The organism is Lactobacillus helveticus DSM 20075 = CGMCC 1.1877 (genome assembly GCF_000160855.1).
GTDB lineage: Bacteria > Bacillota > Bacilli > Lactobacillales > Lactobacillaceae > Lactobacillus > Lactobacillus helveticus.
In genome coordinates this window covers 65,825-82,350 of the sequence record NZ_GG700754.1, presented here as the reverse complement: position 1 = coordinate 82,350, position 16,526 = coordinate 65,825, and the positions used below count along the sequence as shown (strand labels likewise).

General features: G+C 36.8%; 13 protein-coding genes, 2 pseudogenes and 1 riboswitch. Of the genes and pseudogenes, 11 read left to right on the top strand and 4 right to left on the bottom strand.

The window, feature by feature from the left end; genetic code table 11:
* Window positions 1-23 precede the first annotated feature (23 nt).
* A pseudogene (locus HMPREF0518_RS11050) lies at window positions 24-782 on the top strand (aldo/keto reductase).
* A gap of 63 nt (window positions 783-845) precedes the next feature.
* Here the strand turns inward: HMPREF0518_RS11050 and HMPREF0518_RS05310 are convergent.
* Window positions 846-2,174 carry a solute carrier family 23 protein gene (locus tag HMPREF0518_RS05310; protein WP_003626861.1) on the bottom strand — a complete coding sequence of 443 codons (1,329 nt, stop codon included), beginning with the start codon at window positions 2,172-2,174 and terminating at the stop codon, window positions 846-848.
* A gap of 12 nt (window positions 2,175-2,186) precedes the next feature.
* Window positions 2,187-2,717: a bifunctional pyr operon transcriptional regulator/uracil phosphoribosyltransferase PyrR gene (gene pyrR, locus HMPREF0518_RS05305; RefSeq protein ID WP_003626859.1), complete on the bottom strand. Its 531-nt coding sequence runs from the start codon at window positions 2,715-2,717 to the stop codon at window positions 2,187-2,189.
* 290 nt (window positions 2,718-3,007) lie between these two features.
* Between pyrR and HMPREF0518_RS05300 the strand changes: the two genes are divergently transcribed.
* Window positions 3,008-4,477, top strand: a complete 1,470-nt coding sequence (locus HMPREF0518_RS05300; RefSeq protein ID WP_023191509.1) for an MFS transporter — start codon at window positions 3,008-3,010, stop codon at window positions 4,475-4,477.
* A gap of 23 nt (window positions 4,478-4,500) precedes the next feature.
* Here the strand turns inward: HMPREF0518_RS05300 and HMPREF0518_RS05295 are convergent, their stop codons facing one another.
* Window positions 4,501-5,706, bottom strand: coding sequence for a multidrug efflux MFS transporter (locus HMPREF0518_RS05295; RefSeq protein WP_003626857.1), 1,206 nt, complete (start codon window positions 5,704-5,706; stop codon window positions 4,501-4,503).
* Between the two features lie 126 nt (window positions 5,707-5,832).
* Here HMPREF0518_RS05295 and HMPREF0518_RS05290 point away from each other — a divergent pair, with 126 nt between their 5' ends.
* The 4 genes from HMPREF0518_RS05290 to HMPREF0518_RS05275 all read left to right on the top strand — a co-directional run bounded on the left by HMPREF0518_RS05290 (window position 5,833) and on the right by HMPREF0518_RS05275 (window position 10,272).
* Window positions 5,833-6,915: a M42 family metallopeptidase gene (locus HMPREF0518_RS05290; RefSeq protein WP_023191510.1), complete on the top strand. Its 1,083-nt coding sequence runs from the start codon at window positions 5,833-5,835 to the stop codon at window positions 6,913-6,915.
* A 104-nt stretch (window positions 6,916-7,019) separates the two neighbouring features.
* Entirely contained in the window at window positions 7,020-8,642 is a 1,623-nt protein-coding gene (locus tag HMPREF0518_RS05285) for an ABC-F family ATP-binding cassette domain-containing protein (RefSeq protein ID WP_003626855.1), read from the top strand.
* A gap of 276 nt (window positions 8,643-8,918) precedes the next feature.
* The gene (locus HMPREF0518_RS05280; protein WP_003626854.1) at window positions 8,919-9,590 is read left to right on the top strand and encodes a hypothetical protein; all 672 of its coding nucleotides are present in this window, start codon (window positions 8,919-8,921) and stop codon (window positions 9,588-9,590) included.
* Window positions 9,591-9,603: 13 nt separating this feature from the next.
* On the top strand, window positions 9,604-10,272 hold the full coding sequence (locus HMPREF0518_RS05275; protein ID WP_003626853.1) for a type 1 glutamine amidotransferase: 669 nt from the start codon (window positions 9,604-9,606) through the stop codon (window positions 10,270-10,272).
* Between the two features lie 42 nt (window positions 10,273-10,314).
* Here HMPREF0518_RS05275 and HMPREF0518_RS05270 read toward each other — a convergent pair whose 3' ends face one another.
* Window positions 10,315-11,133 (bottom strand): transporter substrate-binding domain-containing protein, encoded by an 819-nt coding sequence (locus HMPREF0518_RS05270; RefSeq protein ID WP_003626852.1) that lies wholly within the window; start codon window positions 11,131-11,133, stop codon window positions 10,315-10,317.
* Between the two features lie 141 nt (window positions 11,134-11,274).
* On the opposite strand from HMPREF0518_RS05270, the gene HMPREF0518_RS05265 reads away from it, so the two are divergent.
* The 5 genes and pseudogenes from HMPREF0518_RS05265 to HMPREF0518_RS11045 form a co-directional block, all read left to right on the top strand.
* A complete protein-coding gene (locus HMPREF0518_RS05265) occupies window positions 11,275-11,736 on the top strand; it encodes a MarR family winged helix-turn-helix transcriptional regulator (RefSeq protein ID WP_023191727.1) in 462 nt (153 codons plus the stop codon).
* The gene (locus tag HMPREF0518_RS05260; RefSeq protein WP_003626850.1) at window positions 11,715-13,469 is read left to right on the top strand and encodes an ABC transporter ATP-binding protein; all 1,755 of its coding nucleotides are present in this window, start codon (window positions 11,715-11,717) and stop codon (window positions 13,467-13,469) included. The genes HMPREF0518_RS05265 and HMPREF0518_RS05260 overlap by 22 nt, the downstream gene beginning before the upstream one ends.
* A complete protein-coding gene (locus HMPREF0518_RS05255; protein WP_003626849.1) occupies window positions 13,469-15,238 on the top strand; it encodes an ABC transporter ATP-binding protein in 1,770 nt (589 codons plus the stop codon). Before HMPREF0518_RS05260 ends, HMPREF0518_RS05255 begins: the two co-directional genes overlap by 1 nt.
* Window positions 15,239-15,265: 27 nt before the next feature.
* A riboswitch (TPP riboswitch) is annotated at window positions 15,266-15,356 on the top strand.
* A 44-nt stretch (window positions 15,357-15,400) separates the two neighbouring features.
* Window positions 15,401-15,979, top strand: a complete 579-nt coding sequence (locus HMPREF0518_RS05250) for an ECF transporter S component (RefSeq protein ID WP_003626847.1) — start codon at window positions 15,401-15,403, stop codon at window positions 15,977-15,979.
* Window positions 15,980-16,073: 94 nt separating this feature from the next.
* Window positions 16,074-16,457, top strand: a pseudogene (locus tag HMPREF0518_RS11045) (MFS transporter); the annotation flags it as partial.
* Between the last annotated feature and the right edge of the window lie 69 nt (window positions 16,458-16,526).

Below are 16,526 nucleotides of genomic sequence, written 5' to 3'. Positions count from 1 at the left end.
GAAGTGCCGGGGTAGTTCATCAAATTAATGACCTAGTTCAAACACAACAAGTCGTAGAAGATGGACTTGAAGTAGGCTATCGTCTAGTCGATACCGCGCAAGTGTACGGCAATGAACAAGCTGTGGGGGATGCAATTAGACACAGCAACATTCCTCGAGAGGATATTTTCGTCACTTCTAAAATCTGGGTCGATGATTACGGCTACGATGCAACGCTCAAGGCCTTTGACGAGACAATCAAAAAATTGCAGCTCGATTATCTTGATCTATATCTGATTCATAAGCCATATAACGATTATTATGGCACTTGGCGTGCAATGGAGCGTTTATACAAAGAAGGCCGCATGCGTCAGCAGCTTTTGGAACGAACGTCTAGCTGATTTAATCACCTTTAATGATGTGAAACCAGCGGTAAATCAAATTGAAACCAATGTCTGGAACCAAGAGTGGAAATCGCAGACGTATATGGAAAAAGAAGCCGTACAACCTGAAGCTTGGGCGCCATTTGCGGAAGGGCTGACCATATTTTTACCAATCCTGTTTTAGCAGAAATTGCAAATAAGCATGGCAAGACTACAGCCCAAGTGATGATTAGATGGTTCTTGCAAAGAAATTATGTCGTGATTCCAAAATCTGTTCATAAAAAGAGACTAGCAGAAAACTTCAATGTCTTTGACTTTAAGCTTGATGCTGAAGATATGGGCAAGATTAAGATACTGGATCAAGGGCACAGCGTTTTAGAGGATGAGATGGATCCAGAGATCGCAGAAAGCTTTAGATAAAAAAGAAAAGCAGTTAATTATCATCATGATAGATAACTGCTTTTTGTTTAGTATTATTTCAAATTACTGATAAATCTTACCGTCTTGTTTTTGCTTATTCTTTTCTTCAAGTGCCTTTTCACTAGCAGCCTTCTTAGGAAGAACCCAGTTCAAGATTATACCGATGATAGTTGAAAGAGCAACTGAAGTTAATTGGAAGTTGCCGAGTTGGAGGTAAGCACCACCAATACCGATAACCAAGATAACTGAGGCAATCAACATGTTGCGCTTTTCACCAAAGTCAACATTGTCGTCTACCAAGATCTTCAAACCGTTAGAAGCAATTGTACCAAAGAGCAAGAACGAAATTCCCCCGATTACTGGCATTGGAATTGATTCAATCAAGGCAGCAAGCTTACCAACAAAACTGAAGATGATGGCACAAACTGCGGCACCAGCAAGGACCCAAACTGAGTGAACCTTAGTCATGGCTAACACACCGATATTTTCACCGTAAGAAGTGGTAGGAGGACCACCGATGAAACCGGCAATAATTGTGGAAATACCGTCACCCATCATGGTTCTGTGCAAACCAGGATTCTTAAAGAAGTTACGCTTAGTCAATGAATTAAGCACCATAATGTGTCCCATGTGTTCCGTCATCGTAACGAAGGCAATCGGTGCCATGGCTAAAATTGCAGCTGGATACCATTTAAAGTGGTAGCTAATACCCATCACATCAAGTGAAGGAATAGAGAACCAAGCAGCTTTTTCAACTCCTGATAAGTCGACAATGCCTAAGAAGCAGGCTAAAACATAACCACAGATGATACCGAGCATGATTGAAACTAAACTAGTGAAGCCTTTGAAGCACATTTGGAAGACCAAGGTCATCACCAATGTGAAAATGGCAACACCGAAGTAAGTTAAATCATACTTTTGGTTGTTCATCATCGCATCGTTTGCGGCAGTAGTTGCAAGTGACAAACCGATAACAATGATAATTGGACCAACGACAATTGGTGGCAAGACCTTGTTAACCCAGCCAGAACCAACTTTAGCAATGATCAAAGCAACGATTACATAAACTAAACCAGAAGCAATCGCACCTTGAGCAACGGCAGGATAACCGTCAGCCTTCATCAAGGCTTGCATAGTAGCAACGAAGGCAAAACTTGAACCTAAGTATGCTGGAATCTTAAAGTGAGTCAAGATCATGTGGACTAAAGTACCAATCCCTGAAGAAAGCAAGGCGATACTTGGATTGATCCCAATCAAAATTGGTACTAATACAGTTGAACCGAACATGGCAAACATGTGCTGCAGGGACAAGAGCACGCCCTGACCAAACTCCGGTTTTTCGTAGACGTCTAAAATCGCATCCGGATTTCTAAAATTCTCTTTTTTACTCATTCATTCAAACTCCTATTTGTTAATTAGCTCAATGCTGTCTTTGTCATCGACTTCAGTCATTGAGACCTTAACTTCTTCATTCATTGCAGTAGGAATATTTTTACCAATGAAATCAGGTCTGATTGGTAATTCACGGTGACCGCGATCTACCAAAATAGCTAGATTAATTTTGGCAGGACGACCTTGATCCATTAATGCATCAAGAGCTGCTCTAATGGTTCTGCCTGTGAAAAGGACATCATCGACTAAAACTACATTTTTATCGGTAATGTCAAAATCTAACTGTTGATTATGAATCATTTTTTCTTTTTTAGACTCAGGTAAATCGTCACGATATTGCGAAACATCGATTGCTCCTACAGAAATTTCAACGTCTTCGAGCTTCTTTAAATTTGCAGCTATTCTTTGTGCTAAATAAAGGCCACGCGTTTTAATTCCAACTAGAACTAAATTCTTTGTTCCTTTATTGCGTTCGACAATTTCGTAGGTCATACGCATCAATGCTCGCTTCATGCCGATCGTATCGATAATTTCTTTTGCCATATAAATCCTTTCTAGATGACCAAAGGAAAAAGACCACCTGAACACGGAGTCAAAGATGGTCTTTCTGTTATTACTAGCACAAAAAAGCCTAGTTAATGCAGATTTCCTTCTTAGCCTCACGGGACTAACTTTAAAGGGCATCACTATTTTTTCTTATATTAAACTAGTAAAGCAATTTTTTGTCAAGATCATTAAAGTAAAATGATGAAAATCATTTTTATTTTGACAATTACTATATAAGTTAATAGTATGTGATTACGTATATTAAGGGAAGAGACGAGGATAGTTGGATGAATAAGAAACAGCTTTTCATGGTGACGCTTGCACTGCTGCTCGCTAATATTATGTCCGGGCTTGATGCAACGATTATTAATACTGCCATCCCAGCGATTGTATCTGATTTGCATGGTATTCAGTATATGGGCTGGATTGTGGCTTGCTTTTTATTGGGGATGTCAGTTTCAGTTCCTATTTGGGGTAAGCTAGGCGAGAGAATGGGTAATAAATTTGCCTTTGAGCTTTCATTGGCTTTGTTTATTTTAGGTTCCCTTCTTGAAGGAATTGCTCCAGATATCTATTTCTTTTTGATTGCTCGAATTTTAATGGGTGTCGGAGCCGGCGGTATGGGTTCACTGCCTTATGTTATCGTGGGCTATATTTATCCTAATATTAAAAGAAGAACTGTAATTTTGGGTTATATTGCTGCAAGTTTTAGTGCCGCTAGTATTGCAGGACCACTAGTTGGTGGTTGGATCGTTGATACCCTGTCTTGGCACTGGGTCTTTTATATCAATGTCCCATTAGGATTGATCGCAATTATCCTGAGTTTTGTTTATTATAAAGGTATTCGTAAGCCTAATAAAAATACGCAATTTGATAAGTTGGGTGCTTTCACTTTAATTGCAGGATTAACTTCATTCTTAATTGGTATACAACTGCTAGGAATGGTTAGTCTGCCAGTGGTTTTAGGCTTTATTATTCTCGGTATTTTGCTATTAGTAGTCTTTATTCGTGCAGAACGAAAAGCTAAAAGTCCAGTAGTGCCACTAAGTGTATTTACCAATAAGGCTTTAGTAGGAGACTTCTTGATTTTTGCCTTAGCTTGGGGTTCATATATTGCAGTCAATACATATTTGCCTATGTGGGCACAGGCAATTTTAGGTACATCGGCTTTGGTCGGTGGGATGACTTTAATTCCTAACTCGATTGTAGATATTGTTGGTTCTCAGACTGCACCATATTTCTTAAGACATGTAAATAACTATCGCTTGCTGATTGCGAATCTGACTATTATGGCAATCACTGCAGTTGGTTTGATCCTTGCTCCAATTAGTACGCCATATCAGATTTTAGCCTTGATTGCTGCTTTTTCTGGTTTTGGCGTTGGTTCAATCTTCGTCATCTTGCAAATTAAAGTACAGGTTGATGCTAGTGAAAAAGATATGGCTCCAGCCACCTCACTGAGTTTCTTGATTAGAATTCTTGCGCTGACCATTATGGCTGCTATTTATGGGGTAATCATGAACTTAGCATTAGGGCGCGGAATTGCTGGTCATCCAGGCATTACGATGACGATGATGAACAAGCTGATTGATGCCGAATCAGCTAAGAGCTTACCAGTTCAACTATTGCCTACAATGAGAAAGATTTTCTATGGCGGAATTAGAGAAATTATGATTGTTTCGTTAGTTTTATTGGTAGCCGCATATGTAGTTAATTATCTTTATAACCGCCATGAAGCAAAAATAATGGCAGAATAAAAAGCTTGAGGAAACTCAAGCTTTTATTTTTGTCTTAAATTGTTGATCACGTTGAATTTAAATAGAATCAGGTTGAAGACCACGATGATGGCGGTGACAATGAAAACCATACTATAGCTAGTTAAACCTGAAATAGTTGAACCTAATAGTGGTCCAAAAATGTTGCCGACATACATCGCGGACTGGTTCCAAGAAAAGATCCGGCCAGTAATTTTAGCTGGGGTATTTTTGGTAAGAAGAGTCTGAACTTGTGGGAACAGGCAGGCATCAGTGAAACCGACTAAGAAGCGTAAGATTCCAAGCTCCACAGTATTTTGAACAAACGCTGTTAAGAAGAATAGAATCGTAGCTCCGATAAAACCACCCACAATAATTTTGTGAGTTCCAATTCTGTCACCAAATGCACCAAACCTGGAGGCAGCAAGGAACGTTGCAATACCAGGGAGTGCTGCTATAACCCCTGAGATAAAGACAACGTTGCCGTGATTAGCCATTAATTGCTTAACGTACAAAGATACAATTGGGTTAATCGAATTATTTGCAGCTTGAATGATTAAGGTAGTAAGCAATAGTCCAAAAATCAGTTGCGGACTGCGTAATTCTTTGATAATACCACTGGCTTTGTCGAGCTTCTTTTCTGTCACTGGTTTAAAGTCCGTTTCGTGAACAAAGAAGAGTGATAAAAAGAATGAAATAAGTAATAATCCACCAGTGATAAAGAAAGTTACCCGATAAGAAAAAATTGATGCTAAAGCACCACCAATAAATGGTCCAAGTAAGTTACCAGCAGTAAAGCTTGATGCCATTGTTCCAAGAGCTTGACCAGATTTTTCTTTGGGAGTTTCTGTTGCAATCAATGCGTTAGAATTAGAGACAAATCCTGCAAATACCCCTTGCAGCATTCTTAAAATGAATAATTGGTAAACGTTAGTAACTAATCCCATGCAGCCAATAACGATTGCCATTCCTAAGGATGCTCGCAAGGTCATTGGTTTACGTCCTTTTTTGTCGGCAAGCTTGCCCCACCATGGTGAAATAAGTGCTGAAACTAGATAGGTTCCAGAATAGATAAAGCCAGACCAAAAGTTTAATTGTTGATGGCTAAATTTGCCTAGTGTGTCAATATATAGCGGCAAAAATGGCATGACTTCTGAAAAGGCAATACCTGCAATAAAGACCGCGATTGATAAAACAAATAAGTTCTTTTTCCAAATTGGTTTTTCTTTCATGCTATCATTCCTTACTAAACATATTAATTTTAGCAAAGATTTTTTAATATTTTTGAAAATAGACAAGATTAGCTTGGAACATTATGATTAAAGTTAATGTTATTCCTAATTGTTAAGGAGAAAATTATGCAAAAAGAACAAGAAATTCAAATGTTAAAGGAATTCTCTGATGCCAACAGTACCTCTGGCTTTGAGGAAGAATTCGTTAAGCTTTTTACTAGTTATGCAGAAAAGACCGCTAATATTGAGGTCGATGGGATGCTCAATGTTTATGCGTCTAAAAAAGAAAATAAGGGTGATCGTCCAGTCATTCAGCTTGATGCTCACTCTGATGCGGTAGGCTTTATCACTCAAGCCGTTCGTCCAAATGGATTAATCAAATTTGTTCCACTTGGCGGTTGGGTTAAGTATAATATTCCCGCTTTAAAGGTTAAAGTTAGAAACCGTGATGGCGAATATATTCCTGGTGTAGTTGCAACTAAGCCGCCTCACTTCATGACGGCTGCAGAACGCAACAATGTACCAGATGTTGTAGATATGTCAATCGATGTTGGTTCTTCAAGCAGAGAAGAAACTATTAAAGACTACAAGATCGATACGGGATGTCCAATTTTTGTCGATGTAAAATGCGAATACCATGAAAAATCAGGCCTTTTCTTTGGTAAAGACTTTGACGACCGCTTTGGTGCTGGTGCCATGATTGATGTGCTTGATAATTTGAAAGGCGAAGAGACCAATTTTGATGTGGTTGCGGCACTTTCCAGTCAAGAAGAAGTTGGACTTCGTGGTGCTTGCGTAACGGCTAGAAAAGTTAAGCCTGATCTTTGTTTAGTACTTGAAAGCTGTCCAGCTGATGATACCTTTACTCCAGATTGGCTGTCACAAACTGGTTTAAAGCGTGGTCCAATGCTTCGTGATATGGATACTACTTTTTTACCAAATCCTAAGTTTCAACAATATGCTTGTGATTTAGCTGATAAAAACAATATTCCATATACTCGTTCAGTTAGAACTGGTGGCGGTCAAGATGGTGCTGCAATCTACTATGAAAATGGTGCTCCAACAATTGTTATTGGTATTCCAGTTCGTTATGAACATTCGCCATATTGTTTCAGTAGCTATAAAGATTTCAAAGCATCAGTCGATTTAGCTACTGCAATTATTCGCGATATTACCCAGGAAAAATTAGATAGCTTTAAAAAGTTTTAATTAAAAGTTAAAAAAGCAGATTCTTACTTCATTTGGATCTACTTTTTTTGATATACTTATACATAATTTTGATTTTTTAAATTAATAATAGTGAGGTATAACGATTGATTACAGTATCCGACTTAAGTCTTAAATTTGGTGGCCGTACACTTTATGAAGATGTTAACTTAAAATTTACCCCAGGTAATTGTTACGGCGTTATTGGTGCGAACGGTGCCGGTAAATCTACTTTTCTTAAATTGCTTGAAGGTAAGCTTGAACCAACCACTGGTTCAATTAGCATTGATCCGAATGAAAGAATGTCTAGTCTTAACCAGGATCACTTTGCTTTTGAGGATTTCACCGTTATGGATACGGTTATTCAAGGACATAAAGAACTTTACCAAGTAATGAAGGAAAAAGATGCGCTCTATGCCAAGCCGGATTTTGGTGATGAGGATGGTGTTAAGGCAGCAGAACTTGAAAGCAAGTTTGCGGAACTGGATGGTTGGAATGCTGAAGCCAATGCTTCTAAGTTATTGCAATCGCTAGATATTCCTGAAAGTGAACACCAAATGCTGATGAAGGAATTGCCTGAATCAGAGAAGGTTAAGGTCCTTTTAGCTCAAGCTTTATTTGGCAATCCAGATATTCTTTTACTCGACGAACCGACTAACGGTCTTGATGTTCACACCGTTGAATGGTTAGAAAACTTTTTAGCTGATTATCCAAATATTGTGATCGTGGTTTCTCACGACCGTCACTTCTTAAATCAGGTATGTACCGAAATGTGTGACGTGGATCGTGGTAAGATTCAACTTTATGTTGGTAACTATGACTTCTGGTATGAATCAAGCAAGTTGGCTAATGAACTCGTTGCCAACCAAAATGCTAAGAAGGAAGAAAAGATTAAGCAGTTGCAAGAATTTATTGCACGCTTCTCAGCTAATGCATCTAAGTCTCGTCAGGCAACGTCTCGTAAGAAACAACTTGATAAAATTACTTTAGATGATATTAAGCCATCATCAAGAAAGTACCCATTTGTTAAGTTTGAAATGCATCGTGATCTTGGTAATGACTTAGTTAAGGTAGAGAATGTTTCATATTCAGTTGATGGTGAAAAGATTTTAGATAATGTTTCATTTATTGTTCGTCCAGGAGACAAGGTAGCCTTTTTATCCCGCAATGCTTTAGCAACCACTGCCTTGCTTGATATTATTGCTGGTAAGATTAAGCCAGACACTGGTACCGTTACCTGGGGACAAACCACAGCATTTAACTACATGTCTCGTGACTTAAATGCAAACTTTAATAATGATGATCTAACCATTTTGGATTGGTTAAGACAATATGCTACTAAGGAACAAGATGATAATACCTTCTTGCGTGGCTTTCTAGGTAGAATGCTTTTCAGTGGTGAAGAAATTGAAAAGAAGATTAAAGTCTTATCTGGTGGGGAAAAGGTGCGCTGTCAATTATCTCGCATGATGCTTGAACCAGCTAACGTATTAATCATGGATGATCCAACTAACCACTTGGATTTGGAATCAATTACCGCTTTAAATGATGCTTTGGTAGCATATCCTGGTTCAATCTTGTTTACTTCTCATGACCATGAATTTATTCAAACAATTGCCAACCATATTATCGAAGTTGGACCAAAGGGCATTGTCAGCAGACAAGATACTACTTATGATGAATTCTTGGATAAAGAGAGCATTCAAGATCAAGTTGAAAAAATATATTAAAATTAAGAGGATTCAGATGAAATGAATCCTTTTTTTGTGTTAAAAATACAAGTGAAAAGTAAAATAAAATTAAAAAAGTTGTCTTTATAAGAATGGCTCTTTGTTTATAATGTTAATATAATAATTATATTATATTGGGAATAGGGAAAGTTGTTAATGAAAGAGCAGATTATTTTTGAAGATTTTATTCAAGATCGTGAAGTAAGAATGTACGATAAGCATTTTTCTGATACAGATAATAAAGTAGAATATGATGTTTAGGTTCAGGTCTTTACGATGGATAACTTGCCATTTTCTTCTGTGACAGATAAGTTGGACAATATACCTTTTAATTATGATCATGCAGGTACAAAAGAAGTTGTAGTAAATAATGTCATAGGAGATTATTTTAATCCTGTCACTAAAAAATACGAAATATCCGATCATACTTTTGTTGTGGGGTACATTAAGGATAGTAATCTTGATCAAGATATCGCGATTGAGCAAATGCAACAAGCAGCTATGAACATAATTAATGAGTTGAATAAACGACAGATGCCTCCTCATATGGTTATGCCACATCTTTTAACAGATGTAGAAAAGGCTAAGCAAGTTGTAACTGATGATGATGTAAAAATTTCACAGTTGAGCAAAGAAACAGGAATTTCTGAAGAGATCTTATCTGATTACCGTGAAAATCCTGTCACTTTGAAGAAAGCCTCAAATTCTACGATTGAGCGGTTAATTACTAAATATTATGAAAAATATTTTAATCGGAATGAAATAGAAAAATTCAGATTCATGCTAATCAAGACTGTGATGGCTTATTTGAAAGAAAATAAGAAAGATGAAATTGATTATGATCCTGTTTATGAACTATATAAGTTGTGTCAACAAGCTGATTGGCATCGCTTAGCTCGAATGGAAGAAATTTGGCGAGCCTTTTATACTGTGGATAATCAACATTAAAGGAAGTAAAAAAATGCGTGTTAATGTATTGCAGCATGCACCAAATGAGGGACCAGGTTCGATTCAAGATTGGTGTCATGAGCATAATCATGAAATGTTTGTTTATTATCCAACAGATTTTGGTATTTTACCAACTATAGATGAAACTGACTTATTAGTGATTTTAGGAAGTCCTAATAGTCCAAATGATAAATTAGACTGGATTAAGAACGAACGAGTATTAATTAAGCAAATGCTGAAAGCTAACAAACCGATTTTAGGTATTTGTTTTGGCAGTCAGCAAAGTGCTAAGACATTAGGTTATGAAGTATTAGATGCACCAGCTAAAGAAGTAGGTTGGGCGCCAGTATATTTACAGGATCATACGATTGAAAATATTCCTAAAAAATTAACTGCACTTCATTGGCATCAACAAATGAGTGAAATCCCAGAAGATGCTAAATTATTGTTTTCAAGTGATTTAGTAAAGAATCAAGGATATTTACTGGGAAATAATGTAATTGGTCTGCAATTTCATTTTGAACCTAAAGAAGACAATGTGTGCGAGATTGCCATCAACGATGGCGCATATGCTTTAGAAAATAATGATTTGCATCAAACTCCGCAAGAAATTATTGCTCACGGCGTGCCCAAAGAGAATAAAGATGTGATGTTTGTCTTGTTAGATTACATTACCAAATAAAAAGAGATTAGCTATGTTTATGTAGCTAATCTCTTTTTTGATTTAATATTTCTCAGCTGTTTTAACGTTGAAACCTGGAATATTACCGAACCATTTCTTAAGCAACCGATTGTAAGTACCATCTTTTTCTAGTTTAGTTAATGCTAAATTGATCTGCTTGTCCATTTCGGTTTGGCCCTTATTGACTGCAATCCCGTATGGTTGATTGGTAAAGTTGCCACCGACTAATTTGTAACCAGAACTATCACGTAAAATACCAACTAAAATACCGTTATCAGTTACAAAAGCATCACCTTGACCAGCTTTTAAAGCGGTAAAAGCTTGACCGTAATCATCGAATTGTAGAATTTCTGCTTTTGGAGCGAACTTTTTAACTGCATCAGCGGCAGTCGTTCCTTTTACAACCAAAACCTTTTTATTGTTTAAGTCCTTAACATTCTTAATTTTGTTATTTTTAGCAACCATGATTGATTGCCCAGCAGGGAAGTAAGGCTTACTGAAGTCAACTTGTTTTTCACGTTCAGGTGTAATAGTCATTGCGGCAATTACTGCATCTACGTTTCTATTTTTTAATAATTGAATTTTGGTGTTTGCCGTTGTAGTAACAAAATTAGCCTTGGCATTTTTACCTAGCATTTCCTTGGTTAGTGCTTTAGCAAGATCGATTTCAAAACCGTTGATTTTTCCAGTTTTAATGTTCATTGAGCCAAACAGTGGGGTATCAGCCTTAACACCCCAATTAATAGTTTTGGTAGATTTTACTGTTTGATAAACATTTTGCTTTTTATTCTGTGAGCAAGCTGATAGTGTAAAAAGCGCTATTCCAATTAGTAAGGTTGAAAGAAAAAATCTCTTTTTCATGGTGTCACTCCCTAACCTTCTATACTAATTCTTCATTATACCAGTTTCTTCTAAAAAAATGAAAACTTATCTTCTTGCCGATAGTCCATATATGTACTAATATTATTAGTACGTATATGGACTAAATAAGTGGGTGAAACAATGAAAATAAGTGAATCAGAAAAATTAAATATGGCCATAGTCCATGGTAATAGAGCTTATCAACAGTGGGATCAAGACCATGAACTATCAGATTATTTATCGGTAATTTTGTATGAATTATTATTACGTAAAAAGTTAACGCAAAAACAGTTGATTGGATTAACTGATCTGCCCAAACAATCCATTAATAAGGGAATAAAGATATTGCATGATTCAGGTTATCTTGCTATGAGCGTTGATCCTCATGATAAGCGAGTGCGCTTTTGTGAGTTAACTGCTGCTGGAAATAAATATGCTAAGCAAAAGATGCAATCATTATTTAGATTGGAAGAGCAGACCGCTCAAAAACTTGGCTCTGAAAAGATGCAGCTTTTAACGGATTTATTAACAGAATGGAGCAATACTTTCTGGGATTTTTTAAATGAAGAAAGGAGCAAGGAATGCAAGCATTCAAAATCTTAGTACCACATTTTAAACATTATAAGAAAGATATTTTTGCAGCTTTAGTTGCAATTATTGTTTCAGCTTTTGCAACATTATATCAACCAAAATTATTAGAAAATATTCAGCGAGCAATTATGTTGGATCAAAAAGACATCGTTGTTCGTGATGGCGTTATTTTAGTTGTATTGGGAATCGTTGCCATTATTTCAGGTATTTTTAATGTGTATTATGCAGCTAGAGTTACCCAAGGCGTAACTAGTGACTTGCGTGAAGAAACTTATGCCAAGATTCAAAGTTTCTCTTTCGGCAATATTGAAAAATTCTCTGCAGGTTCACTGACTACGCGGTTGATCAACGACATGAATCAGATCATGAACATGTTGATGCAACTTTTTATGCAATTGCTCAGAATGACTATCTTAATTGTAGGATCTTTTATTTTTTGTATCGTGATTATTCCACGATTTTGGTGGGCAACTGTAGTAATGGTGATCTTGATCATCGGCTTCGGTATCTATGCTTTAAAACAAATGAACAGCTTGTTTGATAAATTTCAAAAGACGATGGATAAAATTTCTGGTCGTGCACAAGAAACTTTACAAGGCGTTCGTGTAGTGAAATCTTTCAACCAAGGTCCACAAGAAATTAAGGAATTTAATCAGACTTCAGATCGTTTGAATAACTATAACATCGTGATTGGTTATTGGTTTTCAACGATTATGCCGGCCTTTCAGCTTATTGCATATTTAGTGATTACGCTGGTAGTTTATCTGATTGGGCAAGGCATTGTGGCTCATCCTACTGATGTAGCAGTTGTTAGTCCATTTTTTAACTATATATTAACCCTGCTATGGACTATTATGATCGCCGGAATGACCATGATGCAATTCGCCAGAGGTAACATTTCCTTAGGTCGTATTAAAGAAATACTTGATACAGAGCCGGATGTTAAATTTAATGAAAATGCTCCAACTGATGTTTTGGGTGGCTCTGTTGAATTTGATCACGTGTCATTTACTTATCCTGATGGCGATGATGAAACCTTACCTGATGGCGATGATGAAACCTTAAAAGATATTTCATTTAAAATCAAACCAGGTCAAATGGTTGGTATCGTAGGTGCCACAGGCTCAGGTAAATCAACCTTGGCTCAGCTGATTGCTCGTCTTTATGATCCAAACAAAGGTGAAATCAAGATTGGTGGTCATAATTTAAAGGATGTTAATGAAACAGCCTTGCGTAAAACCGTGGCGTTCGTATTGCAACGTGCTATTCTGTTTTCAGGCACCATTGCTTCTAATTTGTGTCAGGGTAACTCTAGGGCAAAGCTGCATGAATTGCAGAGAGCAGCTAATATGGCACAAGCATCTGAATTTATTGAACGCTATAACGATTCATTTGATCATGAAGTAGAAGAGCGGTCATCCAATTTCTCAGGTGGTCAAAAGCAGCGTCTATCTATTGCACGTGGCTTGGTTGCTAAAACACCGATTTTAATTTTAGATGACTCTACTTCTGCACTTGATGCGGAATCTGAAAAGAAAGTTCAACAGGCGTTAGAACATGAATTGCCAGATACAACGACGTTTATTATTGCGCAAAAGATCGTGTCAGTTGTACATGCAGATATAATTTTAGTTTTAGACGATGGAAAACTGGTTGCACAAGGTACTCATGAAGAATTATTAAAAACTTCGCCAGTTTACCAAGAAATTTTCAAGACACAAAAAGGCAAGAGAGGAGGCAAATAATGAGTGATACAAGAAAAGCTATTCGCTATTTTATTAAGTATTTAAAGCCATATAAAAAGGGCATTGCTATTGTAATTATCTTATCTTTGCTATCAAGTGGTGCCCAGGTTATTGCTCCTACTTTTTTAGGTTGTGCTGTAACTGATTTGACGAAATATTTATCTGACTTAAAGAAAGGTACGGCTAGCTTAAACACCTTTTATAGTGCGTTATGGTCAATGCTGCTGTTTTACGTATTAAGTCAGGTGGCAATTTTTATTGCTTGGATGGTGATGTCCAAGTTTAATGCAGATTCAACTAACGATATGCGTGAAAATTTATTTGCTAAGTTTCAACGCATGTTAGTGCGCTACTTTGACACGCACCAAGATGGTAAGTTGCTTTCCTTATTTACTTCCGACTTGGATAATATTTTTAACGCAATGAACAACGCGATCTTTGAGATTATTTCTCAGGGAATAATGTTCATCGGTACGATTGTGATCATGTTTATGGTTAACCAGCAATTGGCATGGACGACAATTGCTACTACACCATTAATCTTGATTGTCAGTGTCTTAATTATGAAAAAAGCTCGCATTTATCTTGATAAGCAACAAGATGAGATCGGAGATTTGAACGGATATATTACTGAGCAGATCAATGGTGAAAAGATCGTTATTACTAATGACTTAAGAAAAGAATCTGTGGAAAATTTCAAGACCTACAACAACCGAGTTCGAAATGCTATGTTTAAAGGACAATTCTATTCAGGTATTCTTTTCCCATTAATGAACGGACTAAACTTGCTTAACTTAGCCATTGTAATTGCCATGGGTGCCTGGATGATTATTTCAGGTCAAGTTAGTCAAGCAATTGGTTTGGGCTTAATTGTAACTTTCGTTGAATATTCTCAAACTTATTTCCAACCATTAACTCAAATCACTTCTATTTACTCAATGATTCAATTGGCACTAACAGGTGCTAGAAGATTAGCAACGGTTGAAGAGCAAAAAGACGAAGATGCAGTGCCAAATGGCAAAAAAATCCATGGCTTACAAAAGGCTGTAAAGCTTGAGAACGTTCATTTTGGTTATGACGAAAACAAAGAAATTTTGCATGGAATTAATATTTCAGTAAATAAAGGTCAGTCCGTAGCTGTAGTTGGTCCAACTGGATCAGGTAAGACCACGATTATGAATCTGATTAATCGTTTTTATGATGTAAATTCCGGTAAGATTACATTTGATGGAACCGATGTGCGCGATATTCAGCTTGAATCATTGCGTAATAACGTTGGTATCGTGTTGCAGGATTCTGTTTTATTTACTGGCACGATTGCAGACAATATTCGCTACGGCAAGCCAAATGCTTCGATGGATGAAGTAATTAGTGCGGCAAAACAAGCTGATATTCATGAATTTATTGAAAGTTTGCCAGATGGTTATGAAACCCAGGTGAATGATGCCAGTTCTGTTTTCTCGACGGGACAAAAACAATTGATTTCAATAGCCAGAACTATTTTAACTAATCCAGATTTCTTGATTTTGGATGAGGCTACCTCAAATGTGGATACGGTAACTGAGGAAAAGATTCAAAAGGCGATGGATGCAGTAATTGCTGGTCGTACTAGTTTCGTAATTGCTCACCGATTAAAGACTATCTTGAATTCTGATAAGATTGTTGTTCTAAAGGACGGCAATGTAATTGAGTCTGGCAGCCATGAAGAATTATTAAAAGAAAAAGGTTTTTATTACAAACTTTATACTGATCAAATGGCATTCGATTAATGTGGTATGCTGTGATTAGTTAAATAAAAAAGTCACTAGGGGTGCTGAAAGGCTGAGACATACCCTTTGAACCTGAACAAGATAATACTTGCGTTAAGGAAAGTGCGATGAGATAGATTATTTTTGTGCTCCTACTGACTGTGATAGTTAGGAGTATTTTTTATGTTTACACGTTCATCAAAATGGAATGTTAAATCAATTATTTTAGTTACCCTGATCGGGATTATCATGGGAGTTCTCTACACCTATGGCTTTAATAATGTGTATAACTTAGTCAAACTTAGTTTTTTACCGACAGGATATGCACTAGTTGTGGATAATATTTTTACAGGTCTTTGGTACATGGCCGCACCTCTTGCAATGTATTTTGTTCCTACGCCAGGCTCAGGTACGATTGGTGAATTGTTAGCTGCAACAGTTGAGATGGCAATCGGTGGACAATGGGGTGCATTGACGATTTTTGAAGGTTTGGTTCAGGGGGCCGCAAATGAAGTTGGCTTTTTCCCTAAAAACGAACGTTATGAAAGATTTTCTTGGAAGAGTGTTTTAACTGGAGCTTTCTTTGCTAATTTAGGTGGTTTTATTCCTTCATACTTCTTATTTGGATGGAGTCATTATAGCGTAACTTTGCAAGTTGCAATGTTCATTACAAGTATGATTTCAGCTCTTCTTTTTGATGGGGTATTAGTAAAATTAATCACTAATTTGTTCGATAAAGCCTTAAAACCAATAACAAAATAAGTCTTATCTAAAACGTATATACTGAATTAATATAGTTTGAGCGCTAAAATGAATATGGATATATGTATACGTTTTCATAAAAAGAAGGATTTTTTTGACTCGACGAACAAGCGAAGAAAAGAAAGAAGAAGCGGAAGCGATAAAGAATTGGAATCCGCGCTATCGTAAAAATGTCATCATCTACTTATAGATTTATGGTATTTTAGGTGCAGTTACTGGTATCACCAATGACGCGGCACTTTCTTACTATAAAATTGTGGCACCACATTTAATTTCAGGACTTAATATTTTTAATGCCGCAACGGCGATCTTGATGTCTTTAATGATTGCGACAGTTCACAAATATGGTTATAGAAATATCTTGTTGGTTTTGCCACCACTGACGGCTGTTTTCATGGTTTTAACAACCTTAACCACTAACCAGCCAATAATTATGATATCTTTCGTCGTATCTTCTTCGGCAATCGGAGTTTATAATCAAACTTCTTTGCAAAAGTAAGGAAATTGCCTTGCTTTTTAATGAAAAATACTGTTAAATATATATATC

Bases quoted from the DNA above. Each gene is read 5' to 3' on its own strand.
- HMPREF0518_RS05290 (WP_023191510.1), top strand. From the start codon at position 5,833: ATGCAAAAAGAACAAGAAATTCAAATGTTAAAGGAATTCTCTGATGCC.
- HMPREF0518_RS05260 (WP_003626850.1), top strand. From the start codon at position 11,715: ATGCAAGCATTCAAAATCTTAGTACCACATTTTAAACATTATAAGAAA.
- HMPREF0518_RS05275 (WP_003626853.1), top strand. From the start codon at position 9,604: ATGCGTGTTAATGTATTGCAGCATGCACCAAATGAGGGACCAGGTTCG.
- HMPREF0518_RS05265 (WP_023191727.1), top strand. From the start codon at position 11,275: ATGAAAATAAGTGAATCAGAAAAATTAAATATGGCCATAGTCCATGGT.
- pyrR (WP_003626859.1), bottom strand. From the start codon at position 2,717: ATGGCAAAAGAAATTATCGATACGATCGGCATGAAGCGAGCATTGATG.
- HMPREF0518_RS05310 (WP_003626861.1), bottom strand. From the start codon at position 2,174: ATGAGTAAAAAAGAGAATTTTAGAAATCCGGATGCGATTTTAGACGTC.
- HMPREF0518_RS05255 (WP_003626849.1), top strand. From the start codon at position 13,469: ATGAGTGATACAAGAAAAGCTATTCGCTATTTTATTAAGTATTTAAAG.
- HMPREF0518_RS05295 (WP_003626857.1), bottom strand. From the start codon at position 5,706: ATGAAAGAAAAACCAATTTGGAAAAAGAACTTATTTGTTTTATCAATC.
- HMPREF0518_RS05270 (WP_003626852.1), bottom strand. From the start codon at position 11,133: ATGAAAAAGAGATTTTTTCTTTCAACCTTACTAATTGGAATAGCGCTT.
- HMPREF0518_RS05280 (WP_003626854.1), top strand. From the start codon at position 8,919: ATGGATAACTTGCCATTTTCTTCTGTGACAGATAAGTTGGACAATATA.
- HMPREF0518_RS05300 (WP_023191509.1), top strand. From the start codon at position 3,008: ATGAATAAGAAACAGCTTTTCATGGTGACGCTTGCACTGCTGCTCGCT.
- HMPREF0518_RS05250 (WP_003626847.1), top strand. From the start codon at position 15,401: ATGTTTACACGTTCATCAAAATGGAATGTTAAATCAATTATTTTAGTT.